This is a genomic window from Paraglaciecola sp. (genome assembly GCF_039964565.1).
In the GTDB taxonomy this organism is placed as follows: Bacteria; Pseudomonadota; Gammaproteobacteria; order Enterobacterales; family Alteromonadaceae; genus Paraglaciecola.
The window spans coordinates 63,801-89,122 of the sequence record NZ_JBDVXF010000025.1; the positions used below are offsets into that span (position 1 = coordinate 63,801).

A 25,322-nucleotide genomic window follows, 5' to 3' on the forward strand; every position below is an offset into this window, starting at 1 on the left:
TATTAAAAAAAGAAAAAGAGCCTAAGCTCTTTTTCTTTTTGATTGTGAACTGTTTATCTAAAAATAGTTCTATTTAATAAATAACATTTCTTGATACTTAGGTAATGGCCACAGTTCATCAGAAACGATCAGTTCTAAAGCGTCTGCATGAGAGCGTACTTCTAACATAAGCGGACATAACACATCGGCGCAGTGATTCATGTGTGCTTCTGTACTATCAAACTCTTCTACAGCTAATGCTTCTTTAAGTTTGCTAACAGAAGCCATCATAGCGTCAGTCTCTGCGGCGATTTCATCAATACTATTATGACTGATAGTAATGTTCAGAGCGCTAAGATTAGTCGCGGCGCTTGAAAGGCTATCTAGATACTGAACTGTTGCCGGATATATTCTAGTGTTGGCCATGCCGATGACTAATTTGGCTTCTACTTCAATCGACAAAATGTATTGTTCAGCATAAACCTCAAAACGACTTGCAAGTTCAGCGGGCGATAATACATCCGTTGACTCAAACAATTTAATCACTGATTCATCTTTAAAAGCAGGTAAAGCATCAGCAGTAGTAGGAATGTTTTTTAAGCCTCTTTCTTCAACTGCTTCTTTATGCCATTCGCTAGAATAGCCATCGCCTCCAAATATGACATTACCGTGTAACTGCATGAGTTCTTGCAATACAGTGATGACGGCAGACGTTTTGTCCTCACCTTTGGCCATTACTGCTTCAAGTTTATCAGCGATCCAATTCAGTGAATCGGCTAACATGGTATTCATGGCAACTAAAGGACCTGATACCGACTGAGAAGAGCCAACAGCTCTAAATTCAAAACGGTTGCCGGTAAAGGCAAAAGGCGATGTGCGGTTACGGTCGCCAGGATCACGTTCAAATTGAAGGATTTGAGATAGACCAAGATCCATTAAGCCGCCCTTGGCTTTTTTAAGCAATTTACCTTCTTTAATATCGTTGAATACACTTTCTAATTGGGTACCTAAGTACACCGATAAAATAGCAGGAGGTGCTTCATTTGCCCCAAGGCGATGATCGTTTGCTGCTGAGGCGATAACCGCTCGTAGAAGTGGACCATATTTGTGTACGCCACGAACAACAGCGCCGCAGAATAATAAGAAGTTTAGGTTATCGTGAGGTGTACTACCCGGATCAAGTAAATTACCTTGAGTGGCGTTTCCTACCGACCAGTTAACGTGTTTACCTGAGCCATTGACTCCTGCAAAAGGTTTTTCATGTAATAAACATAAAAAGCCATGCTCTTTAGCCGTACTTTTCATAAGTGTCATCAATAATTGTTGATGATCGGCGGCAACATTCGCTGCTTCAAAGTAAGGGGCGATTTCAAATTGACCAGGTGCAACTTCGTTATGATGGGTTTTGGCTGGGATGCCTAAGCGGTAAAGTTTGTCTTCGAAATCTTGCATGAACACTTGAACACGCGCTGGGATAGCACCGAAATAATGATCATCAAATTGTTGACCTTTAGCTGGAGGTGCGCCAAATAAGGTACGGCCTGCCATTAATAAATCTGGACGAGTATTAGCAAAGTGCTCATCAACTAAGAAATATTCTTGCTCAGCACCACAACTGGAGTTCAGGGTCGCAATCTCTGTTTCGCCCATTAGGGATAGCACTTTTTGCGCTGCTTTATCCATGGCTTTATTTGAGCGTAGTAGCGGTATTTTTTTATCAAGTGCTTCGCCAGTCCATGACATAAACACACTTGGGATCATTAATGTTGCCCCATTAGCCGTCTGCATAACGTAGGCCGGACTCGTTGGATCCCATGCTGTATAACCACGAGCTGCGTTGGTCATACGTAAACTGCCGTTAGGGAAAGAAGAACCATCAGGTTCACCCTTAATCAGCAAACTACCAGTAAACTCAGTAATGGCGCCACCGTCTGAATTAGTGATGATAAAACCATCATGTTTTTCAGCCGTAATATTGGTCATAGGGTAAAAGATGTGCGAGAAAAATTTTACGCCTTTGGCAATTGCCCAATCTTTCATGGCTGCCGCTACAATATCAGCTGTTGCTGAGTCTAATGTTGCACCTGTCTGAACTGTTTTTTTAATCGCTTTGAATGCGTTTTTTGATAACGCCTCTTCCATTGCTGCCAAACCAAAAACATCTGTCGCCCAAATTTTGTTCAATGGTTCAGGCTTTTTGCACGCTTTTGGTGCGCGATTAGTGATTTCAGTTATTGCATTTTTACGTGATGTCATTCCACTCATATCTTGTCCTTCGCTTATTTTAAAGGGGGATTCAAAGATTCACTCAATAGGTATAGAGGAAATCTATGCAGGTCTAAGCAAAGACAAAGCACCTTTTAGGCCAGATATGGAGTATTAGAATTCGTATTCTAAGGCGAACCTTAGAGTATGGTCTTTAGTGTCGCCGTTTAGGCCAGCGATAAAGGCTAACTCCCATTTAAGTTGTTTTTGCCCTTGGTACCTATGTACTCCCATAAAGCCGGGGCCGATGCCAACAAAATCTTCACCCGTATAGAGTTCGATAGAAGGTTGTAAAGCAGGCAAATAACGATAGCGATACTTAAGTCTAATTTCAGTTTCAAATTCGTTTTGAATGTCCTTTCCCCATTCATAAACAAGCAAAGCATTGATGGTTAAACTGGTTTGCGTAAATTCTTTTTCAAATAGCAAACCACTGGTAAATTCGTAAATGTCTTCTCTATGTTGCTTTTCAATCTCAAACAACATCCCCCAATCGGCCCATAACTCACCTTGTTCAGTCAACATCCAGCGGGTTTCTATTTCATAGGCTTGTAATCCAAAATCGCCTGTGTCGTCTCTTTCCCCTACAATATAACCCTCAATTGTGAGGTATTCAGAAAGGGCGTGTCCGTAGGCAAAACGCTGCGCTAGCACGTTGCCGTTATCGTTCTGCCTAGAAACAAAACGCCATTCTATCTCCCTTTCATTGGCCAATACGTATGGGTGGTACACTTTGTCCACTGGAATGCCATCGGCCCAGCTGATGGGCACAAAGCATAGGGAATACAAAAGCGCAGTATAAACGCGATAAAAGGCTTTCATTGTTTGTTACCTGCATGTTTGGTTGTGCTTAGGTTAAGCCAATAAAAAGTAACCAGAGGGATTGATAAAGCAAAAACGTAGACAATTACTTGGAAAATAGAAGGTGTCGCTTGATAGCCAAATAACACATTGAATAAATGCCCGAATTCAAATTCATCACTTAACACACTCTGACTACTCCAAGCCGTGCTTGAAGCATCAATAAGGTCGACCTGAACCAATAATGGTAGCGCGTTAACGAATTGACCCGTTGCATAAACCAGTATTAATAACCAAGTCGCCCAAAGACCAAACTGTTGCTTTAACCAATGAGCTGTCAGATACAATAGCACTGCTAAACTTAGGCAAATTCCTAAACCTAAAAACGTCCCCAGTAACATAGATTGCAATACATTGCTTTGATGTAGGTATCCTTCAAAATATAAAATGAAGTTACTACCTTTAGATACCATTGTTAGACAGGTCATTAAACCCGCTATCCAATATACAATGTAGTGTTTTGAGCACCGAGAGAAAGTTAACTCAGCAGCCAAAATTACCGCTAACAAGTACACCAAAAGTTGTGAAAGCCATATTAATAATTCAATGCCTGTACCATCAAACCATTGTTCAATGGTATGGATTTGACTGTTATATATCAGGCTTAAAATAGCACTCGCCACTAAGCTTATTAATAACCACGATTTGCTAGTGGGTAGGTGTGCAAATAGATACGCGATTAAGACTAAAATGGGTAAAGCGTCACGTAAAAACAAAATAACTGTATTAATGAGCATCAGGTACCTCTTGATTTTGATGTTCAACAATGACAATTCCACGAGCAGTATTAGGGTTATATTCGCCAAAGAAGCTGTATTCTCCGGGTTTAAGAGGTCCAATGAATATGGTCGCTTTTTGGCGAGCAAAAATGACTTTTTCTCGGTTTAGAGCAAAACTGTCGAATTCTTCAGGCGTGGGGTCTAGGTTTTCGACTATTAACTTAACTTTTTGATTAGCTGGAATAGTGATTTGTGAAGGGAAAAAAAGATGATCTTTGAGGGTCAGGTGGTACTCAGTCACCGCAGCCAACACAGGAAAACACAATAAGACACTCAAGGTGCCACAGGACAATGAGAGGTAACGTACCAATTTACTCATTTGGATCACTTTGTGGCAAAAGCAGCTCAACCGATAAGCCAGATAACTGTTTAGAACGGCTTAATTTTATGGTGGCTTTATGTAATTCAGCTATATGCTGTGAAATGGCTAAGCCTAGACCACAGCCAGATACGTTAGTGTTATGACGATCACCTCCGATTCGATAAAATCGCTCAAACACTCTTTGATATTCTGATTCATCAATTCCTGGGCCCGTATCTTCTATTTGAATTATCACCCGTTTATTCAGTGATTTTAAAGTGACTCGTATTAGTGAACCTTCTGGAGAGTATTTACTCGCATTAGAGATTAAATTTTGCAACAGTATGCCCAGCGAAAATTCATCGCCATTAATTTTGGCAACTTTTCCAAGCAGTTCGATTTCTTGTTTTTTAGCTTCAATTTGTGGAAATAAACTAGTGATTACTGTTTGACAAAGTGACGCTGGGTCAAAGTATTCAAATTGACCTTGATATTGCTCAGGGTTGGTACGATTGAGTAGTAAAATTTGCTCTACCACATGACTCATACGTTCAATTCCGAGTTGCAGATATTGCATGTTAGTGTTCGAGGGATCGTTGAGTTCTATTGCTAAATTATGAGCGTTGATTTTTAACACACTCAGAGGCGTTCGTAGTTCATGTGCTGCATCAGATGCAAAACGTTTTTCACGGGAAAAAGCTGCGTTTAGGCGTTCAAACAATTGGTTTAAGGTATCTAAGACTGGACTGAGTTCGTTACGCTGGTTTTGCAGCAAAATGGGACTAAAGTCGTCAACTTTTTTATTTCGCAAGTTCTCAGATAGCAGTCGCAAGGGGCGCAGACCAGAGCTCACCAATAAAAATATAATGATAGTTAGCAATGGAATACAAAACACAAGTGGTGTGACAGCAGCTAAAATCATTTGTTCTGACAGTTCAAATCGACTGTTTAGCGGTTGCGCCACTAATACCCATTTTTTACTGGATTCAAAAAAATGCCCATAGGTACGCCATCGCTGCGCCAAAAAATTGTGTTCAGAAAACTCACTTTTGAACTCAGTAATGGCCGTGTCTAACGCCGGGTGTGAATTGACAATTAATTTATCCTGTTGCCATATTTGGAAGACAAAAGCGGCACTTGTTTGGGGTTGTATTGATTGGGTTCCTAAGTCAGTAATATCAACCAAAACAAACGTTAAGGAACGCAACTGATTATCAAACACGCTGGTAGCTTTTGCCATACTGCTGCGGTACCCCTGAATGGCAGCGGCAAAAGTAATGAGCGTAATCACCGACAATAAAATCAACGTTAGATAACGGCGTATAGACAAACTTAGTGCTCTAAATTCGCAGAAGCTTTAATACTGTACCCTACACCGCGAATTGTTTTGATAAAAGCGTCGGGGAGTTTTTTTCGAAGGTGGTGAATATGCACTTCTACAGCGTTACTCGCAACTTCTTCACCCCACTCATATAATTTAGATTCAAGCTGTTCTCGCGATTGTATTCGCCCAGCCTGTTCTAATAGCACTTTTAACAGCATAAATTCTTTGCGTGACAACTCAACAAATTTACCTGCAACTGTTAGCTCATGGGATGCGCAGTCCAAGTTTACCTCTCCTATAGTGATAGTCGAAGTGGTAGCGGTACCTAATCTTCTCTCGATAACGCGCAGGCGAGCAATCAACTCGTTTACGTCAAAAGGTTTACTTAGGTAATCATCAGCCCCTTTATCAAGCCCTTTAATTTTGTCTTCAATGGAATCTCGGGCAGTCAATATCAACACCGGCAGTTTTAAATTTTTTTGCCTTATTTGTTTCAGTAACACTAAGCCATCCATGTCAGGTAAACCTAAATCGAGGATCAGCATGTCACATTCATTGGTATCGATGGCAAGCAAAGCGGACTTGGCATCAGCCACATGGTTAGCCGTAAACCCTTCGGTTCTGAGTGATTGATGCAGTGCGGTTGCTAATGGTAAATCATCTTCAACTAATAAAATTCGCATAGTATTAATGGGTTCTGTAAGGCGGATTTCCGTTAAGCTCAAAAAGCAATAATCGGCAAATCTCCTAATTTAAGTGTAAAAGGTATAGTCCAAGTTTAATCAGGTTTTCTTAAGTCGTCCTTAAGGGGCAGGTTTTCTGCAGGGTTTTCTTTGCGCTCAAATTCACCCTCTATGATATCTTCAGATTGATTGTTACTGTGAGTTTGGTGTTGAGTATAGTTGCCATTAAAGGATTGAGTCACAACCTTAACTGATAAGTGCTTGAGTAATCCTTTAGCGATGATTGGGCGTGTCATAGGTAGGCTCAATAAAAATCCGATCCCGTCTGTGATAAAACCAGGTGTAACCAATAAGATCCCTGCAATTACCAGTAATAAACCTTCAGCCATTTCTTGGCCTGGCATAGTGCCAGACTGCATTTTCTGTTGAGCTTGCATCAAGGTGCTAAGCCCTTGTTGTCTAACTAATTGCGCACCTGCAAAGGCAGTTAAAATAACGATAGCCACTGTATACCACCCCCCAATTTGTTCACCTACGTTAAGTAAAATGGCGATTTCGACAATAGGTAAAATGGCGAATAATAAAAATAGTTTAAACAAAGGAGCCTCGTTATTTGGGTGATACCTTCAGTCTTAAGGTATAACCTATTTTTGATGGGGTTTGATATAATACTGGTATTAAAACCTCAAAAACCAAGTGATGCATTGTTACAGAGTGTTGCGTCATTTGTCTAATCACTTAAATGACTCAGGCGGGTTTATTTTAATTTCGAGTAAATTGACTCATGGGTGAAATTTGCTGAACTAATTTGGGGTCTGTAAACAAAGTGAGGTGCAGTCTTAATTATTTGTTAAGGTTCGTCCATTAAAGTATAAATAATACCCACTGGCATTTCGCCAAGTTACCTTTAAAGAAGAAGTGTTGTAGATGAATTTGAGTTTGAGATATTTAATTTTAGTGCTGACTTTTGGTTTGTTCTCAACTGCGAGTTTGGCGCAAATGGCGGACCCTTTAGCTGATTTGTTTGCTGAAGAGCCAGAGTTTTTACAAGTTGACCAAGCGTTTCAATTTGATTTTGCCCAGCAAGGCGATCAACTCACCTTAAGCTGGAAAGTTGCAGACGGCTATTATTTGTATAAGAAGCAGTTTAAAACCGTCGTTAAACAAGCTGAATTGGGAACCCCTGTTTTTCCCGTTGCCGAACAAGTGGAAGACGAGTTTTTTGGTTTGTCAGACGTTTTCCGAGGGCAATTGGATATTACTTATCCTATTGTTACGTCGGTGCAAGATGGCATCGTAAAAATTCGCTATCAGGGCTGTGCAGATGCCGGGTTATGTTATCCACCTACAACCAAAGAGGTGTATCTAAATCAAGTTGGCACTGCTGAAATTGAAAAGATGGAGTCTACAAAAACGTCGGCCGATGCTGTCTCTGCTGAAAAACCAGTTTCGGAACAGTTTGAGTTAGCCAGTTTGTTGTCTAGCGAACAAAGTTTAGTTATCACTTTGTTGTTATTTTTAGGCCTAGGAATCGGACTAGCTTTTACGCCTTGCGTATTCCCTATGTATCCTATTTTATCTGGGATCGTAATAGGTCAAGGTAAGAGCATAAGTACATCTCGGGCATTGACGTTATCGTTTGTGTATGTCCAGGGCATGGCAATTACCTACTCGTTATTGGGGTTAGTAGTGGCTTCTGCTGGAGTGCAGTTTCAAGCCGGTTTGCAACACCCAGCGATCCTAATCGCGCTAATCGTGATTTTTGTGTTGTTGGCAGTAGTCATGTTTGGTGCTTATGAGCTTCAATTGCCGTCTTCATGGCAAGAAAAGCTGAATGCCATGAGTAACAAACAAACCAGTGGCAGTTACATAGGTGTGCTCATTATGGGCGCAATTTCTGGGTTAGTGGCGTCTCCTTGCACCACCGCACCGCTAACAGGGATCTTGTTATTTATAGCCCAAAGTGGAGACTTAGTTCTAGGATTCAGTGCCTTGTATGTGCTGAGTCTAGGTATGGGGATCCCGCTGATTTTATTTGCTATTACTGGTGGTAAGTTATTACCCAAAGCGGGTAATTGGATGAATGTGGTCAAAGTCACTTTTGGCTTTATGATGCTAGCGGTTGCCATTATGTTTGTAGAACGATTGGTCAGCCATATTGCCACAGATATCGCTTGGGCGTTACTCGGCTTAACTACTTTTACTTATTTTTATGTGATGAACCAAAATACTCCCAGCACTTTTTACAAAGGGCTTAGGGCACTATTGATATTTATTGGCCTATTTGTTTCAGCTGGTTATGGATACCAAACCATCAACTCCATGGGATATGGCAACGGTGCGGTTCAGTCTAAAAGCCAGTCAGTTGCCCACCCTACATTTGTAAAAGTCAGTAACCTTGAAGATTTCAACCAAGCATTAGCCGATGCCAATGCTCAAGGTAAATCGGTGATGTTAGACCTTTACGCAGATTGGTGTGTGGCCTGTAAAGAGTTTGAAAAATATACTTTTTCAGATGAGCAGGTTATTGCTGCTCTAAGTGGTTCAGTTTTAATGCAAATTGATTTAACTGACAACACTGCTGAAAATATTGGTTTTCAGGAACACTTTTCAGTGTTGGGTTTGCCTACCATTTTGTTTTTTGACGTCTACGGGCAAGAAATTAGTACTGCTAGAGTGACTGGTTTTATGCGCGCGGAGCCATTTGCTCAGCATGTAAATAGTCTTTTCGCAAAATAGCTTGAATCTAGGTGCCACTGTGAACCGCTGTTTAACTTTTGGTTGGGCGGTTAACTTTTACCCTGTTGTTGTTTTTTGTATGTTGCTTAGCGGTAGCGGCTTTGCGTCGCCCGTGAAATCAGCTAATTACTGCATGGATGAATGGGCTTGTGTGGAAAAAGTGGCACAAAACAAAGGGGTCAGTTATTGGCTATTCAATAAAAAGCCCTTCGTGGTGACCGTTACCTTAGATGTGAAATCGAGTAACTTAAAATCGTCCAACGCTCGACAAAATCACTATACGGTCAATCAAGTTCTTCAAGGGCATCAACGAGTTAAAGTACTTGAATTACAGCCCATCAATCAAGCCCGAGATACTTGGTATGATGAGTCTTTTTTTTGGTCTCCCGGCAATATGTTGGCAGTGCATCAAGCGGATGTCGTTTATCACTTTCCATATGCTAAAGGTGAGCATTTTCGAATAGTACAAGGCTTTGGAGGTGGTTATAGCCACCAAGGTGCTTCGAAGTATGCAGTTGACTTCGCCATGCCTATTGGTACGCCTGTTCATGCTGCAAGAGGGGGCGTAGTGATTGATTTGGTAGCGCATAATTCATTAGGTGGCGCCAATCGACACTATGCCCAATATGCCAACTATGTGGTGATTTTGCATGATGACGATACTACAGGTGAATATTATCACCTCAAACAAAATGGCGTTGCGGTAACTTTAGGTGAACGTATTGCGAAAGGCCAAAAAATTGCTTATTCAGGTAACACAGGGTTTTCTTCGTTGCCTCACCTACACTTTGCTGTTTACCGGGCCAAACCTTTTGGCAAGTATCAGTCTCTTGCTTTTGAATTTGAATAACAATTCAAGTTTGCCCATCGGTATTTATAACACTTCCCACTCTTTCTTTAACAGTGCAGGGATGTCGGCAGCTGGTACAGGTTTAGAAAAGTAATATCCCTGCAAGTGCTGGCATTTATTTTTCTTAAAAAATTCAACTTGACTGGGCGTTTCAATTCCCTCTGCTACACAGCTCATATTGAGCTGTTCGGCCATACTCAAGGTAGTGAGAATAATAGCCTCATTATTGTGATTTTTGCCTATATCCTCTACAAAACTCTTGTCTACTTTTATGATGTTTATTGGAAATTCTTTCAGATATTTGAGGGATGAAAAGCCAGTACCAAAATCATCTAGTGCGATTAAAAATCCCTTTTGTTGTATTTGTGTCATGTAGGTGAGCGCTTTGTCATAATCGCGCATCAATGCACTTTCTGTAATTTCAAAACGAATCGCATGAACCGGTATCATATGCTGCTCTAGAAGTAGCATAATTTTATCTATTGAAGTTTGGTTGTCGAAATGTTTAGCCGAGAGGTTTACTGAAAGATAGCCATTAAAGCCATTTTGGCGCATGGCTTTGAGTGTAGGCATAGCCCGCTCAAATGCATCTAACGTCATGTGCTCTATCAAGCCTAGTTCTTCTGAAACTGGAATGAATTCACTCGGTGGTATCATTCCTTTGTGGGTTGGCCAGCGCATTAAAATTTCAAAGCCTTCAATTTTTTGGGTTTGCGTATCCACAATTGGTTGGTAGTAATTCACAAATTTTTTGGCTTGGTGCGCGTTTTTGAGCTGATTTTCTAATTTCAATCTACCTTTGACCAATTCATCCATTTGCGCGGTGAAGAATTGGAAATTACTTCTACCTTGTTCTTTAGCATGATACATGGCGATATCAGCATTTTTGAGTAAATCTTCGGCATTTAAACCATCACCCGGATACATGGCTATGCCAATGCTCGAAGACACACTCACGGTTTGTGTGCTTAAAGTCACTGGAATATCAATTAAATCACTAATTTCCGTTACTAAAACGCTAATAGCCTCTACAGAAGTGACGTCTTCAATCATTAATACAAATTCATCGCCTCCTAAGCGCGCGACGGTATCTTCTTTGCGTAATTTGTTCTCTAGTCGTTTAGCTATGTTAATCAGCAATTCATCACCGGCTTTGTGACCTAGACTATCGTTGACCTGTTTGAATTTATCTAAATCAACAAAAAATACAGCCATAGATTTGCCATGCCTTTTGGCATGTTCTAAACCTCGATTAATTCTGTCTAGTAATAAGGCTCTATTAGGTAAGCCCGTAAGAGAATCAAAATTAGCTAGGGTCAAAAGTTTTGATTCTGCAGCCTTTTGTTCTGTGATATCAGAAATGATCACTACAAAATTTTCTACTCTATCTTTTTCTATCAAGCTGGCAACAGCGTGCACATGAACCATAATGTCGCGAGTATCACCATTAGGTAATATAACTTTGTCTTCTTCGTGCCAATTTTGGCCTGCCTTAATGGTAAAAATTTTCTCCCAAAACTTGACCGTATTAGGCGTCTGTAATTTGAGTAAGCTATTCAATTCACTGGTTGCATCTGCGCCATCTCGAATACCAAAAAATTTCTTAAAGGCTTCGTTTAACGCTATAGGGTAATATCTATGGTTAAACACTATGACCCAATTTAAAGTATGTTTAAATGCCTCGCCGAATAGCCTTAGGTTTTCTTGATCTGACACTGTTTCAGTAATATCAGTGTAGGTGCCTGTTATCAAAAGAGGTTTACCGTTTTCGTCGGTTTTTACAACTTTGCCTACATCACGAAACCACAACCAGTGCTTTCCTTTAGTTAACATCTTGTAGCTGATATCCAATTTTGAGTCTTTATCCGCTAAAAAATTCTGCCACGCAGTTGTGTAGCGAACTTTGTCCCTATTGTGGATGAGTGACAAATGCTCTTGAAAACTAATGACTTTTTTACTCGACAGTTCTTCACCCATTCTAGAAATTAGAAATGCATCTTGCTTAGTTTGATACTCCCAAATACCGCTGTTGCTGGCATTTAATGCAAGTGTTAGTTTGTTTTTGCTTTGAATCGCTTCGTGATGCGCCATCGCCAATCGTAAATTATGGGCGCGGCGGAAGAGCAATAGACTTAATAATACAATCACACCAATTACGGCATATAGCGAATACGCAATAGGCGATGCCCAAAGAGCATGATTGACCGTGATGTTAATTATTGCCGGTTTAGATTTGGTGCCATCTTCCGAGCTAAATGCTAATACCGAAAATACATATCTCCCTGGATCTAGTTTGGGAAACATCACCTCAGAATTCGTAGTAATAGGATACACAATGTTGTCTTTACCACTGAGTTGATATTGATATCTGGTGCTATTTTGATTATGAAAATTAAGGGTTGAGAAATGAATAGAAAGTCCAACATCTTCATGGTTTAGTTCAATATCTTGTCCGTCTAAATTTGATAAAGGTAGTGTTAAAATATTTGAAACCAGCATTAAATTGGTAATGGTCACCCTTACATCATTTTTCGGTTTTAGATCTAGTTTAAGAGGGTCAAAAAAGATGAGGCCTTTTGGAGAGCCATACACCATCCGCCCATCTGAGAGCGTAATACTAGTATCTGAGTTGAATTCGCTGGTGGCGAGCCCTTGTTGGTAGTCGAATTTTTGTATGTGATGGTTTTTAGAAGAAAATTTAATGAGTCCAGAATTGGAGCCTAGCCAAATATTGCCATTTGTATCTTGTTGCATATCGAATATTGAATTGTCCGGTAGTAAATTTTCTTTGTTGTAGAAAAACTTCTGTTCGTAAGTAGTGGCATCTAAGCCAATTAATCCGAAACCTGGATAGGTGATCCACATGATGTTATTGGCATCGACTAAAACATCATTGGGGTAAATTTTTGATTTTAACTGCTGCAATGGTGTTTCGTGGATTAGCGCTACTTGGGTGGTGGTGTTATCCATTTCCCACAACTGCCCGTAGGCACTGATAAGTGTTGTGTTTGGCTTAACACCTTTAATAAAACTGACTGAATTGAGAACGTCAATTGATACAGACAACTGCTCGATATTATGAACTTTGCCTGTTTCTGGCGAGTAACGAGAGAACCCTGCTCTAGACATCAAAAGCAGTTCGCCCGTAGCAGTAGAAATGATATCCCAAATATCTGATTTCAATATTGCATCATCCGCAGCACTGCTTACTTTCAGTGGTAAGGGTTTACCTAGTTTGCTATCAAATTGTAGAATACCATCGGCTGTATTTAACCATAATTGATTATCTCTACCTGCTTCAATATTATTGATTGAGGAGGAAGAGTATTGTGCTTTTTCATCATCCGATACTAAAAAGCTCTGGGTACTGTTATCAAAAAGGTTGTATAAATTAAGGCCATTTCGAGTACCTACCCACAAAGAATTATCGTCTTGCTGGTGAATACTCCAGACGTTATTGTGACTGAGGCGTTTTTCTTGCCTTCCCCCTTGAGCGTTATAAACACTCGTAAAATGTGTGGTTTGCGGAGACCAATAAATAGCGCCATCATCTTCTGAGCCTATCCAAAGGTTGTTATTGCTGTCTATGACTAGATTTTTTAATACATCGCTGGCGATATAGTCTCTACTGTCGGTAGGCAAAAATAGATGTGTTAATTCCTCGTTTTCTGCGTGATAGCTGTAAAGCCCTTTATCAGTTGCTATGTAAAACAAGTCGTCGTTTACGCTAGCAAATCCCCATATATTTCGATTTCTTAAGTGTATTTTTGCTTCGAGAGCTGACCGAGTACCAAGTACAAATTCTCTCGCTTGAGAGAGTGAGATACTAAACAATCCTTCTACTGTTCCTATCCATAACCGGTCTTTACTGTCGGCATAAAGCATCTTGACGTTGTTGTTATCTGCAGTGGGTTCTACGTCATGTAAATGATTAATCAAAAGTGGCGTATTATTGCCTCGTACCAATGCATACAAACCATCTGATGACCCAATGAAAAGGATGTCTTGTGACAATAAATGAGATCTTAAATAGGTCCCCTGATCAATCATTGCGTCCGACAACGAATACTCAATCGCTAACTTTTTAGTGGTATATGAGTAGGAATAAATCCCCTCATCCATTGAGAACAATACCTCTCCTTGTTTCTCTTCACTAATGTGGCTGGCGACTTGGAGCAATTTATTGTCGCGTCTTAGCCGAATATCAATAACTTGCCCAATAGTTTTAGTTTTTAAGTTAAATTGGTGAATACCGTTTATAGGATCGCTGACCCAAAGATTGCTTTTGGAATCTTGAAACAAGTAATTGACCGGTGCATCATTGAACTCATTGTTGGGACCGCTTATTTGTTGGTTTCGATAACCATCATAGCGGTTTAAGCCTTGCTCTGTGCCTAGCCATAAAAATCCATCATTATCTAACAGCAGCGAGTTGATAGTATTCTGAGACAAACCGTTTTCAGTCGATAAACGAGAGAACGTTGGATCTTGAATTAATGGGGCACTTTTACTACTGAATGAAATGAGAAGTAAAAACAGGTTAACCAAAAGGTAATACTTCTTTGCCATAAAATAGTGACAGTTCATCGATTTACTTAGACACATATATTTAGGTTCAAAAAATTAACGCCTCGGCCTTACATACTGCGATGCCTTTTATTCCTAAAGACATTCTTGGTTTTAAATTAACATCGACAATATTGCTTGTGGTTATTGTTATCGGGTACCAAAAATTTTATCACCAGCGTCGCCCAATCCAGGCAAAATATAACCTTGTTCGTTGAGCTTCTCGTCTACTGACGCGGTATATATTTCAACGTCAGGATGTGCACTTTTCACGGCAGCTAAACCTTCAGGAGCTGCTACTAAAAATAACCCCATAATATGTTTGCAACCTTTTTGTTTGAGTAAATCAATGGTTGCGATAAGAGTACCTCCTGTCGCCAACATGGGATCGACAATTAATGCTGTGCGCTTGGGTACATCTTTGACTACTTTATCGAAATAGGCGACTGGTTGCAGGGTTGTTTCGTCACGATATAGGCCCACTACACTGATTTTTGCGTTGGGTATTAATCTTAACACTCCATCCAACATACCTAAGCCAGCACGCAAAATCGGTACTATTGTTATTTTTTTCCCCTTGATTTTTTTGGTCTTTATTTTATGACCATCCCAAGCTGTGATCTCAACACTTTCGGTCTCTAGCTCCCTCGTTGCTTCATAAGTCAATAGGTTACCTACTTCGCTGGCTAACTCCCGAAAGTCTTTGCTGCTGATCCCTTGTTTGCGCATTATACCGATCTTGTGTTGAATTAACGGGTGATGAATTTCGTGTACAGCCATATTAGATTTCTCGTGTTGATAGTGAAGGAACATAGGACTGAATAAATCGAACCCCATGATCAAGGCATTCAGGATAAAACTGTTGAAAGCTAGACTCAAGTAAATCACTATTTTTGAGTACAAAATCCTTCGCACGTTCAGCAAATATTATTTTATTTTTTAATCGATTTTCGATGCTCAAAAATGCATGGAAACAAGTCTCAATATGCATGTATCGGTGTAACCATCGGTGACTTTTTAGGCGTTGTGCTTGTTTATTAAAGTGCAGATTGTCAGTTAGGGAAAATTGTTCAAGTTGGTTATAAAACTGAGAGAACACCTTTTTAAAATGAATATCTGAAAAATCATCCCAAGATTGCATAAGTAAGTAATCAAAATAGATATCAATGATAACCCCGGCCATCCTTCGAATATCTGCAGGAAAGTTTTGTCGTAGTTCAACGATTAAAGGATGAGAGTCAGTGAATACGTCTATACATCTATGTAATCTAATACCTTTTTCAATTTCTGTTGGCAAATCCTGTAGTTGACTGCCTTTCACAAAGTCACCAAGAAAGTTTCCCAATAAACTTGTTTGGGTGTGGCAACCAATATGAATATGCGCAATGTAGTTCAATTTTAAAAAGGCTCTTTGTATAGCTGTTTAACTAGCAACCAAATAGGTCCAAGTAAAAACATAATATTCGTTAACTTTGCAGCAATCTTCGCTGATAAGACCAGTATTTTGCTGCTAATTTCTATTTGCTCTCTATAATGGTCGGATAATTTAGGTTATTGTGTGTTTATTGCACGAGAAATGATTTTTAAATGAGGTGTTTCCTATTGAAGTCCACTCATAAAAATCTAGTTTTAATTAAAATGGTAAATCAGTGAAAGTATTAGTTATCAATGGCCCAAATCTAAACATGCTAGGTAAACGTGAGCCTGCTACCTATGGTTCGCAAAACCTTCAACAAATTGTCAGCAAGCTGAATGATTATGCCGCTTCAATTGACATGAGTTTAACTCATTTTCAATCAAATGCAGAGCATGAGTTGATTGATACCATCCATAGTGCTTTTGAAAAAATAGACTTTATAGTCATCAACCCTGGCGCATTTACCCATACTAGTGTTGCCTTAAGAGACGCACTGTTAAGCGTGTCTATTCCTTTTATCGAGGTGCATCTTTCCAATGTACATGCTAGAGAAGCGTTTAGGCAGCATTCTTATTTATCTGATATTGCCCATGGGGTAGTTTGTGGATTAGGCGCACAAGGTTACGAATTCGCTTTATTAGCGGCTAAACAATATTTAACAAAATAGACATCAGCAAAATTGACTTGTTGATTAACTGACTTAGAGAGAAAAAAATGGACATACGTAAGATAAAAAAATTGATAGAGCTGGTAGAAGAATCTGGCATATCTGAATTAGAAATTACTGAAGGTGAAGAGTCAGTGCGTATTCACCGCGGTGTTGCAACAAATCAAGTGGCAGCAGCGACACAATTTGTTCCACAGCCACAATTAGCGCCTGCGGCACCGGTAGTTCAAGCAGCGCCTGCTGCTCCTGAAGTCGCTCCAGTTGTCAGTGGTCATACTATGTGTTCGCCAATGGTGGGTACGTTTTATCGTTCCTCATCACCAGGCGCCAAAGCGTTTGTAGAAGTGGGTCAAAAAGTAAATGTTGGCGACACGCTGTGTATCATCGAAGCAATGAAAATGATGAACCAAATTGAGTCAGACAAGGCCGGTATCGTTAAGCAAATCTTAGTTGAAAATCAAGAACCAGTAGAATTCGACCAGCCTATGTTTGTGATTGAATAAAAGGTTAATGACAATGTTAAAGAAAGTCCTTATTGCGAATCGCGGCGAAATCGCTTTGCGTATTTTGCGTGCCTGTAAAGAGCTAGGCATCAAGACTGTTGCAGTGCATTCGACTGCCGACGAGTCTCTCAAACATGTGTTGTTAGCTGATGAAACAATTTGCATCGGCAAAGCATCAGCCACAGAGAGTTACCTTAATATTCCTCGCATTATCGCTGCAGCGGAAGTCACTGATGCCGATGCTATTCACCCAGGATATGGATTTTTAGCGGAAAATGCTGATTTTGCAGAAGCTGTTGAAAAAAGTGGGTTTACGTTTATTGGTCCCACAGCTGACACCATTAATTTAATGGGTGATAAAGTCTCAGCGATTAAATCCATGAAAAAAGCGGGAGTACCTTGTGTACCAGGTTCTGATGGACCATTAGGTGAAAACGAAGCGCGAAATAAAGAGCTTGCTCGAGGTATAGGTTATCCCATTATTGTTAAAGCTGCCGGAGGCGGTGGTGGCCGTGGTATGCGTGTGGTTCGTAGTGAAGAAGAGCTTATTTCTTCTATCGCAATGACCAAAAGCGAAGCTGGCGCCGCATTTAATAATGATGTTGTCTACATGGAAAAGTTTCTTGAAAACCCTCGCCATGTGGAAATTCAGGTATTAGCTGATGGGCAAGGTAGCGCAATTCATTTAGGTGAACGAGATTGTTCTATGCAACGCCGTCACCAAAAAGTAGTCGAGGAAGCCCCTGCGCCAGGCATTACTCCTGAAATGCGTGCGGCGATTGGTGCTAGATGTTGCCAAGCATGTATTGATATCAATTATCGCGGTGCCGGTACCTTTGAATTTTTGTTTGAAAACGGCGAATTCTATTTCATTGAAATGAATACGCGAATTCAGGTTGAGCACCCAGTATCGGAAATGATTACCGGGGTTGACTTAATCAAGGAGCAATTACGAGTTGCTGCAGGGCAAAAACTCGCGATTACTCAAGATCAAATACAAGTGAAAGGTCATGCTATTGAGTGTCGAATTAATGCCGAAGATTCGAAAACGTTTATTCCAAGCCCAGGCAAAATTACCAAGTTTCATTCGCCAGGTGGCTTAGGGGTAAGATGGGACTCCCACATTTACACCGACTATATTGTGCCACCTTACTACGACTCTATGATTGGCAAATTAATCACCTATGGTGAAACTAGAGAAGTGGCTATTTCCCGCATGCAACATGCTTTGGATGAGTTAGTCATCGGTGGAATTAAAACCAATGTTGATTTACAAAAAAGTATCATGGCTGATGACAGTTTTGGCGCTGGTGGTGCTAATATTCATTATCTAGAGAAAAAACTAGGAATGGGTGGTCATTAACCCGGCGTAAACAAATAGTCATAAACAAAAAGAGCGTTTATCGCTCTTTTTTTTGCCTATATTTAGGGGCCTGTGACTGATGTTATACTACTGAAAATTTTTGTTATTGAGTTTATTAATGCCTTGGATCCAACTTAAAATTAATAGCCAAGCTGAACATGCCGAACAAATCGGCGAGATGTTATCGGCTAATGGTGCGCAAGCTGTGACCTTTGTCGATGCCAAAGACACCCCTATGTATGAACCAAAACCTGGCGAAGTGATGTTGTGGCCAGACACACAAATAGTAGGTTTATATGATGCGCAATACGATATGACTCGTGTTATCAACCAATTAAGTAAATCTAAGTTACTAGGAAAAAACTTTAACCATAAATTGGATCAGTTAGAAGACAAAGACTGGGAAAGGGAGTGGATGGTTAATTTCCACCCGATGCAGTTTGGTAAACGTCTATGGATATGCCCGAGTTGGCGAGATGTGCCTGATCCAAATGCGGTGAACGTGATGTTAGACCCTGGATTAGCCTTTGGGACTGGTACTCACCCCACTACTAGTTTGTGTTTAAGATGGCTTGATGGTTTAGACCTATCTAAAGCGACAGTGGTTGATTTTGGTTGCGGTTCAGGGATTTTGGGGATTGCTGCCCTTAAATTGGGAGCCAAACGTGTAGTAGGCATTGATATTGATCCTCAGGCATTATTGGCCAGCAAAGATAATGCTAATCGCAATGATGTAGGCAAAAAAATTGAATTATATTTGCCCGAAAATCAACCCACATTAGAAGCTGATGTGGTGCTTGCGAATATTTTGGCAGGGCCAATTAGAGAGTTAAAAGAGGTGATCTCAGGGTATTGTAAACCCGGAGGGAAATTAGTGTTGTCGGGGATTTTAGATAACCAAGCTGATGAAATTAACGCTTTGTATAGCGACACTTTTATTATGCAAGCCATTGCCATTGATGGTGAGTGGGCTAGGGTGTCTGGAATTAAAAAATAGACTGAAGATTCAGTGTATGCATCTTGCAGAGTTCTTACTGTAAAGTTCAATAGCATCAAACGTCAGTGACTCACTTGCACTGACGTTTTGATAAGTTGCTCCTAAGAAAAACTTCCAGCGCGGAAATAGTTACAGTGTTAGCCGAATTCTTTATATGCCGTCCGTTATAATCGCTTATACACTTAGAATTATTGTTAATGTAATGTAATTGGATGTTAACTGTGGCAGTAGTGAAGGGAATGTTTCTGGTTAAATAAGGCTGTTGTTAAATAGGCGGATTAATCCACCACAATTCACTAAGGGATAAAAATGCAAAGTAAATTAAAATTATCGTTAATTATTGGCTGCTTAATTTGTCCATTGACAATCACAGCGGCAGAAATCGAACCTTGGCAAAAATCTGAAGTAACCGAGGTGTGGGAGCCAACGCCCGAGGTGGTCACTTTTGATAAAAATAACCTGCCTTCGGATGCAACGGTATTGTTTGATGGCTCGTCGCTAGATCTTTGGGAAAGTACTGAAGCAGGTAAAGCCAAATGGTTGCTAAAAGACGGCGCAATGACTGTAGTAGCGGGTACCGGTGATATTAAAACCAAACAGACGTTTTGTGATGTGCAATTACATATTGAATGGAAAATGCCCACCCAAATAATGAATGAAAAAGGAGAGTTGTTAACCGGACAAGGTCGCAATAATAGCGGTGTTTTCTTCCAACAACGTTATGAAATTCAAATACTTGACTCGTATAACAACAAAACCTACGCCAATGGTCAGGCTGGCGCTGTATATAAACAACATATCCCACTCGTCAATGCCACTAAGGCGCCGGGCGAATGGCAAAGTTATGACATTATTTTTACCGCACCTGTGTTTGATGATGCTGGAAAACTAAAATCTAAAGCAAAAATGACTGCTTTGCATAATGGTGTCCTTGTTCAAAATAATGTAGAAATACAAGGCACTACAGCTTGGATCGGAGCACCAGTTTATAGCGCTCACGGGTGTGATTCAATTCGTTTACAGGATCATGGAAATCCTGTGAGCTTTCGTAATATTTGGTTGAGAAAATTGTAAGACGTATTGTAGAAAGTCGTATTCACTAAAGTCTAAAGTTGTTCGCAGAACCTAACTTATTAGTCAAATAAACTAACTTACTAATCAAAAATCAAAAAGTGATCAAACTACTATTGGTTTTGTCACTTTTAACTGCGCTTAGTAGGTTATTACCATTTTAAATGTGCATATGTTTAATTAAACATATGCCGTCAGCTTATGCTGACAAACGTTAGTTACCCGAGGTTTGTTTTGAAACTACACCATCTTGGATTAGCCGTCAGTTTGGCTACGAGCATGTCGGCTGTAGCCGAAGAAAAAAATATTATTGAAAATATACTGGTTACCGGAAGTTATAACGCAGTAGAGCAAGCGCAACTCACGTCATCTGCGATTGTAGTAGAGCGAGAAGCTTTATTAGCTTTAAGCCCCTACAGTTTAGTGGATGCCCTACGTCAGGTTCCTAGCTTATGGATAGAATCACAAGGAGGGCCGGGAGGTTTAACTTCTATAGTAATGCGCGGAGCTGAAAGTAATCATACTTTGGTTTTAGTGGATGGCGTGCAGTTAAACGATCCAACAAATACTCGCGGTGGGTCTGTCGATCTAAACCATATTAATATGCAATCAATCAAGCGAATTGAAATTATTCGAGGGGCGCAGTCGTCTATTTATGGTTCTGACGCACTAGCTGGTGTGATCCATATCATTACTATGGAACCTGGAAACGAGACCGAAGTGAATGCTTTTGCGGCGCTTGGCAGCGATAGTTTTTATACCTATGGCGCAGGTATCTCAGGCTCAATGGCGAATTTTGGTTATTCAATTAAAGCCCAAAAGAAAGATTCAGGTGAACCGTTAAGAGGCAGTACAGCTGATAATAACGACGTGGTGGCAAAACTAAACTGGTTAAACGATAGCCATCAAATTGATTTTTCGTACCGTTATTTTGATGGCAACAATACCACTTATCCTGAGCAAAGCGGTGGACCAACGTTTGCGCAAAGCGACGACCTAGACACTACTAATTACGTTAGCGAACAAGCAGCAGTTAATTGGGTGTGGGAAGTTACACCATTATGGCGTAGTAGAATCTCAAGTACTTGGTTTAATCGTGAAGATGACTACCAGTCCCCCGGCATAGTGCCTTATTCATCCGTACCTGCAAATGGCGCTGAAACAGACTTTACTCGTACTAGCACTACATGGGTGAATACTATTGGGGACCAAGAACTACTTTGGGTAAATGTAGGCCTAGAAACAAAACAAGAAAAAGGGATTAGCGATGGTTATTTGGATATTGGCTTTGAGCTCCCAACAACATTCGATTTGGACCGTCGCATAAACAGTGCCTTTATGAATATAAATGGCATGCTACTAGATAGTTTTCTGTTGCAAGCCAGCGTACGCCACGATGATGCACAGGGCTTTGAGGCTGATCAAAGTGTGCAATTAGGTATGCGTTATCAATTAACAGATAATTTAAGTATTTTGGCCAATAGAGGTGAAGGGTTCAAATTACCTAGCTTTTTTGCGTTAGGTCACACCTTAGTCGGTAATCCAGACTTACAGCCAGAAACTTCAAAAACTATGGAACTAGGCATCGAATGGCAGGGTTCGCAAATCAATGCATCGATTAATTACTTTAATAATGAATATCGGGACTTAGTTGATTTTGATGCAGAGTTGTTTACCAACGTAAACCGCTCGAGTGTTGACATAAGTGGCGTAGATGGCAGCGTTAAATGGCAATCATTAGACAAACAATGGCATATCAATGGCCAGTTTAATTATAGTGATATCGACTCGCCAACTCCTCTTAACGGTCGACCTAAGATGACTTTAGGTAGTTCCATTGGTTATGACCCAGATGAACCTGTAAGTTATAACCTGCAAGCTTTATGGGTTGATGAGCGTTATACGACATCTTTATACACTGGGGAAGTACAACAATACACGTTAGATAACTATGTTCGGTTGGATGCCAACGTACAGTATCAGTACGATGCCAACTGGAAATTTTCTTTGCAGGTTACCAATATAACCGATAGCGATTATCAGGATGATATTGGTTTTGCTGCAAATGGCCCTGGGTTTTATCTGGGTGTTAGGTATGACATCTAAACATCTAGAACTCTAGTCAGTGATTCTGGACGCTGTATTTTAGATAATAGGTGGAGTCGCGCTTTTTGAATTAGGAATTCACTTGAAGGTTAGGGTGATGTTTAGGATGTTTATTTGACCTTTTTATCTGGTACATAGACTCATCTGCCTGACTCAACATATAGTCTGCGCCCTTCGGTGGTTCGTCATATATCACATGACCAACACTGGCACTGGTAGCTATGGTCGTGAGTTTATCAATACGTAAATTAACAGCTTGCAATCTTTTTTGTACACGTAGTGCTAAGTTTTCGGCTTCAGTTCGATTTTGAAAAATCCCTATGGTGACAAATTCATCACCACCAATTCGGCCAATGCTATCGTTGGAACGTAATTGGTGGCGGATAATATCCGCAAAAACCTTAAGGACCTTGTCACCGACATCATGCCCCCACTCGTCATTTATTTGTTTGAAATCATTTAAATCAATGTATAACAAACAGATAAACCCTCCCATTAACTTTTGTTGATTTATTATTTCATTGGCGCTTTTGTTCCAACCGCGACGATTTAAAACGTTGCAAAGTTCGTCAGTATTAGCTTGTGACTCTGCGAGTAATTTTTCAGCTTGAATGTTTTTGATTCTGGCAGACACGGCCACGGCTAAAACAAAAGCTTCAATTGCAAACGCAATAATCAGAGCGTATCGCTGAAGAAATGGATTAAAATCGCTGAATACCACTCGAAACACCATTGCAAGCACCATCAACACTAAGCTTAACAATACTAATCTAGCACTTTGTACTTTTCTAAAGGCTTGGATGGCTACTAACAGCAAAATGCCAAACATGATTAACAATGTGACTCTTGCCATCGCGATCCCTAAAACAGCTGATAAGGTGTTGTGGTCTAAAAACAACAACAAAACCGACATCAATAATACGCCGCTGGCACCTAGTTCCAGACCATAACGAGTTAACCTAGGCCACTTTGAATCGATATCAGTCAAACGTACGATAAATACTGTGGCAGTGAAAACCGTCAAACCGGCGAATAAAAGATAAAATTGATGACTCAACAAGAAATTTTGTTGCGGTAAAAATATATGCAGTTGCCCTTCTTGCAATAAAAAGAAGGTAGCGGCACAAAATACATATAAGCTATAAAACTGAAATCGTGTATCTCCAACAACCCGCCCCATAAAAAACACGTAGAGGATCAAGGTCAAGCACAACCCGTAAAAGACCCCCATAATAATATTATTGAACAAACTGTAATTGAGGAAAGTGGCAATGGGTTTCCAAACAAATCTCTGATTGAACTGGTGATGGGTCAAAAGTACAAAGTCCGCCGAAAAAGTACCGGTAGGTAATAAAAATGCAGGGCTACTAGCGGCCAATGGGATGAGATTAACCTGCTGAGCTTCCCAAGATACATCCATTATTTCGTCCTTACCAAAAGTAAAGACCGCTTGTTGATCTAAGCGGCAACTTAGCCGCAACCGGTTGCTACCTGCTGGCAAGGTTAACAAGGCCACTTCTTCTTTTATTAGATTTGCAACCACAGGGTTAGACGAAAGTGTTGCTGCAGAGTCAGTGTTTATCAGTTGAATCTGGCAATATTCGTTATCTGTCATATCTTGCTGTGCGATTGAATACGAACTGAACATCAGCGTAAACAGCAGAGAGAAAAGTTTAATCATTATTGCCTTGTAAATGAACCGGAAAATAAACCACCCTAACGCGCAAATTCGCGCGTAAAACGTCAGGGTTACGTTGACACTATAGAGCATTCCTAGAGCATTGAATAAGTCTCGTTGGTAACTAGATATAAAAAACAGTAAAGTCCTTCGCCCCAGCAACTCTTCTGTAATTGTGAGCTAGTGGCAAAAAGCGTAGTGATAGTATTATCTGTAGTGTTCTACTTTCGTGCAAAATTAGTCATGAGCCTTACTCTTTTTAACAGCCTTCTGTTGTTAGCGTAAATTGTGGTTCTCGATTCTCTCGTGCAGAAGTGTAATAAATTTTACATTGACTAGGGTCGGGCGCGGTGCTGATTCGCACATCAATACCTCCAAGCTGTCCAGCACAATTACCACCTACCCATGTAAAAGGTTCTTCAGTATTCACAGTCTTTGCAATGCCATTAGGGTGCGGGCAGGGGTAACCACAACGCAAAGTAATAGCTTCGCCTCCCATTTCTATTGTTGGATCTGTGGAGCAATCAGTCTTGTTTTCAATTCTAGCTTTGTAATTCGCGAGTTGACTCGATGACCGCAAACTGCCTTCTAAAGATTCAAGGGTAGCGATCCGAGCATCTGAGCTCATATCCAAAAATTTAGGTGCCGCAACAACCGCTAGAATACCTAAAATAACTATCACAATAATTAACTCTATTAGAGTAAAGCCTTTAATGTTTGGGTGCATATTTTCAACATTCATTAGTGTAGATTTACATCTAACCATAATATCAAAATCCTAAAACCTATAAATATGTTTATGCAATCCTTAGTATCTAAAGTAACGATTAAACGGGGGAGGGGGCGCAAGCAGGTAAATGTATCAAGGAAATGAATGACTTCAGTGCTTGGTAAAACCACCTAAATTTGCGCGTATCTCTAGATATAGATCATGTTCATTTTTGTTTTCCTCAAACACAATATCTAGTTTTCTATCTAAATCCAGACAATGCCGTCGTAATGAATGCTGCACCGCATCTAAGTATGGGTATAGATAATTTGTTGGGCGTGTGATTCGAAATTCTTCAAACACACATGATTTTCGGGTTAAATCATAAAAGAGAAAATGGTGCTAATTATCGGAGTCGAACTGCTATGAGGCTTAGCTGCTGATTACAAGTCAGTTTGATATAT

20 protein-coding genes are annotated in these 25,322 nt (G+C 40.3%); 8 read left to right on the forward strand and 12 right to left on the reverse strand.

Translation table 11 applies throughout. The features are described 5' to 3' along the window. Positions 1 to 69 precede the first annotated feature (69 nt). The 7 genes from ABJK37_RS10165 to ABJK37_RS10195 form a co-directional block, all read right to left on the reverse strand. Positions 70 to 2,244, reverse strand: coding sequence for a glutamine synthetase III (locus tag ABJK37_RS10165; protein ID WP_348352775.1), 2,175 nt, complete (start codon positions 2,242 to 2,244; stop codon positions 70 to 72). 114 nt (positions 2,245 to 2,358) lie between these two features. Continuing rightward, the gene (locus tag ABJK37_RS10170) at positions 2,359 to 3,066 is read right to left on the reverse strand and encodes a hypothetical protein (protein WP_348352778.1); all 708 of its coding nucleotides are present in this window, start codon (positions 3,064 to 3,066) and stop codon (positions 2,359 to 2,361) included. Beyond that, on the reverse strand, positions 3,063 to 3,842 hold the full coding sequence (locus ABJK37_RS10175) for a hypothetical protein (protein ID WP_348352781.1): 780 nt from the start codon (positions 3,840 to 3,842) through the stop codon (positions 3,063 to 3,065). Before ABJK37_RS10175 ends, ABJK37_RS10170 begins: the two co-directional genes overlap by 4 nt. Further along, positions 3,832 to 4,203 carry a cupredoxin domain-containing protein gene (locus ABJK37_RS10180; RefSeq protein ID WP_348352784.1) on the reverse strand — a complete coding sequence of 124 codons (372 nt, stop codon included), beginning with the start codon at positions 4,201 to 4,203 and terminating at the stop codon, positions 3,832 to 3,834. The genes ABJK37_RS10175 and ABJK37_RS10180 overlap by 11 nt, the downstream gene beginning before the upstream one ends. Then, the gene (locus ABJK37_RS10185) at positions 4,196 to 5,515 is read right to left on the reverse strand and encodes an ATP-binding protein (RefSeq protein ID WP_348352787.1); all 1,320 of its coding nucleotides are present in this window, start codon (positions 5,513 to 5,515) and stop codon (positions 4,196 to 4,198) included. The genes ABJK37_RS10180 and ABJK37_RS10185 overlap by 8 nt, the downstream gene beginning before the upstream one ends. Before the next feature lie 2 nt (positions 5,516 to 5,517). Further along, positions 5,518 to 6,192, reverse strand: coding sequence for a response regulator (locus ABJK37_RS10190; protein ID WP_348352790.1), 675 nt, complete (start codon positions 6,190 to 6,192; stop codon positions 5,518 to 5,520). 95 nt (positions 6,193 to 6,287) lie between these two features. Further along, on the reverse strand, positions 6,288 to 6,791 hold the full coding sequence (locus tag ABJK37_RS10195) for an FxsA family protein (protein ID WP_348352793.1): 504 nt from the start codon (positions 6,789 to 6,791) through the stop codon (positions 6,288 to 6,290). Between the two features lie 328 nt (positions 6,792 to 7,119). On the opposite strand from ABJK37_RS10195, the gene ABJK37_RS10200 reads away from it, so the two are divergent. After that, the gene (locus tag ABJK37_RS10200; protein ID WP_348352796.1) at positions 7,120 to 8,931 is read left to right on the forward strand and encodes a protein-disulfide reductase DsbD; all 1,812 of its coding nucleotides are present in this window, start codon (positions 7,120 to 7,122) and stop codon (positions 8,929 to 8,931) included. A 133-nt stretch (positions 8,932 to 9,064) separates the two neighbouring features. Continuing rightward, positions 9,065 to 9,781 carry a M23 family metallopeptidase gene (locus tag ABJK37_RS10205; RefSeq protein ID WP_348352899.1) on the forward strand — a complete coding sequence of 239 codons (717 nt, stop codon included), beginning with the start codon at positions 9,065 to 9,067 and terminating at the stop codon, positions 9,779 to 9,781. Between the two features lie 24 nt (positions 9,782 to 9,805). Here the strand turns inward: ABJK37_RS10205 and ABJK37_RS10210 are convergent, their stop codons facing one another. The 3 genes from ABJK37_RS10210 to ABJK37_RS10220 form a co-directional block, all read right to left on the reverse strand. Then, the gene (locus tag ABJK37_RS10210) at positions 9,806 to 14,350 is read right to left on the reverse strand and encodes an EAL domain-containing protein (protein ID WP_348352799.1); all 4,545 of its coding nucleotides are present in this window, start codon (positions 14,348 to 14,350) and stop codon (positions 9,806 to 9,808) included. 147 nt (positions 14,351 to 14,497) lie between these two features. Then, a complete protein-coding gene (upp, locus tag ABJK37_RS10215) occupies positions 14,498 to 15,127 on the reverse strand; it encodes a uracil phosphoribosyltransferase (protein WP_348352802.1) in 630 nt (209 codons plus the stop codon). A gap of 1 nt (position 15,128) precedes the next feature. Next, positions 15,129 to 15,743, reverse strand: a complete 615-nt coding sequence (locus ABJK37_RS10220) for an ACP phosphodiesterase (protein WP_348352805.1) — start codon at positions 15,741 to 15,743, stop codon at positions 15,129 to 15,131. Positions 15,744 to 15,996: 253 nt separating this feature from the next. Here ABJK37_RS10220 and aroQ point away from each other — a divergent pair, with 253 nt between their 5' ends. The 6 genes from aroQ to ABJK37_RS10250 all read left to right on the forward strand — a co-directional run bounded on the left by aroQ (position 15,997) and on the right by ABJK37_RS10250 (position 22,471). Further along, positions 15,997 to 16,431: a type II 3-dehydroquinate dehydratase gene (gene aroQ, locus ABJK37_RS10225; RefSeq protein ID WP_348352809.1), complete on the forward strand. Its 435-nt coding sequence runs from the start codon at positions 15,997 to 15,999 to the stop codon at positions 16,429 to 16,431. A 47-nt stretch (positions 16,432 to 16,478) separates the two neighbouring features. Then, entirely contained in the window at positions 16,479 to 16,934 is a 456-nt protein-coding gene (gene accB / locus ABJK37_RS10230) for an acetyl-CoA carboxylase biotin carboxyl carrier protein (RefSeq protein ID WP_348352812.1), read from the forward strand. A 13-nt stretch (positions 16,935 to 16,947) separates the two neighbouring features. Then, positions 16,948 to 18,297, forward strand: a complete 1,350-nt coding sequence (gene accC, locus ABJK37_RS10235; protein WP_348352815.1) for an acetyl-CoA carboxylase biotin carboxylase subunit — start codon at positions 16,948 to 16,950, stop codon at positions 18,295 to 18,297. Positions 18,298 to 18,415: 118 nt separating this feature from the next. Next, a complete protein-coding gene (prmA, locus tag ABJK37_RS10240) occupies positions 18,416 to 19,294 on the forward strand; it encodes a 50S ribosomal protein L11 methyltransferase (protein ID WP_348352818.1) in 879 nt (292 codons plus the stop codon). 309 nt (positions 19,295 to 19,603) lie between these two features. After that, on the forward strand, positions 19,604 to 20,368 hold the full coding sequence (locus ABJK37_RS10245; protein ID WP_348352821.1) for a DUF1080 domain-containing protein: 765 nt from the start codon (positions 19,604 to 19,606) through the stop codon (positions 20,366 to 20,368). Positions 20,369 to 20,599: 231 nt separating this feature from the next. Next, complete coding sequence (locus tag ABJK37_RS10250; protein WP_348352823.1) at positions 20,600 to 22,471, forward strand: TonB-dependent receptor; 1,872 nt, start codon at positions 20,600 to 20,602, stop codon at positions 22,469 to 22,471. Between the two features lie 70 nt (positions 22,472 to 22,541). Here the strand turns inward: ABJK37_RS10250 and ABJK37_RS10255 are convergent, their stop codons facing one another. Both ABJK37_RS10255 and ABJK37_RS10260 read right to left on the reverse strand, forming a co-directional pair. Continuing rightward, the gene (locus tag ABJK37_RS10255; RefSeq protein ID WP_348352825.1) at positions 22,542 to 24,152 is read right to left on the reverse strand and encodes a diguanylate cyclase; all 1,611 of its coding nucleotides are present in this window, start codon (positions 24,150 to 24,152) and stop codon (positions 22,542 to 22,544) included. Between the two features lie 256 nt (positions 24,153 to 24,408). Next, positions 24,409 to 24,915, reverse strand: a complete 507-nt coding sequence (locus tag ABJK37_RS10260) for a prepilin-type N-terminal cleavage/methylation domain-containing protein (protein ID WP_348352828.1) — start codon at positions 24,913 to 24,915, stop codon at positions 24,409 to 24,411. Positions 24,916 to 25,322 lie beyond the last annotated feature (407 nt).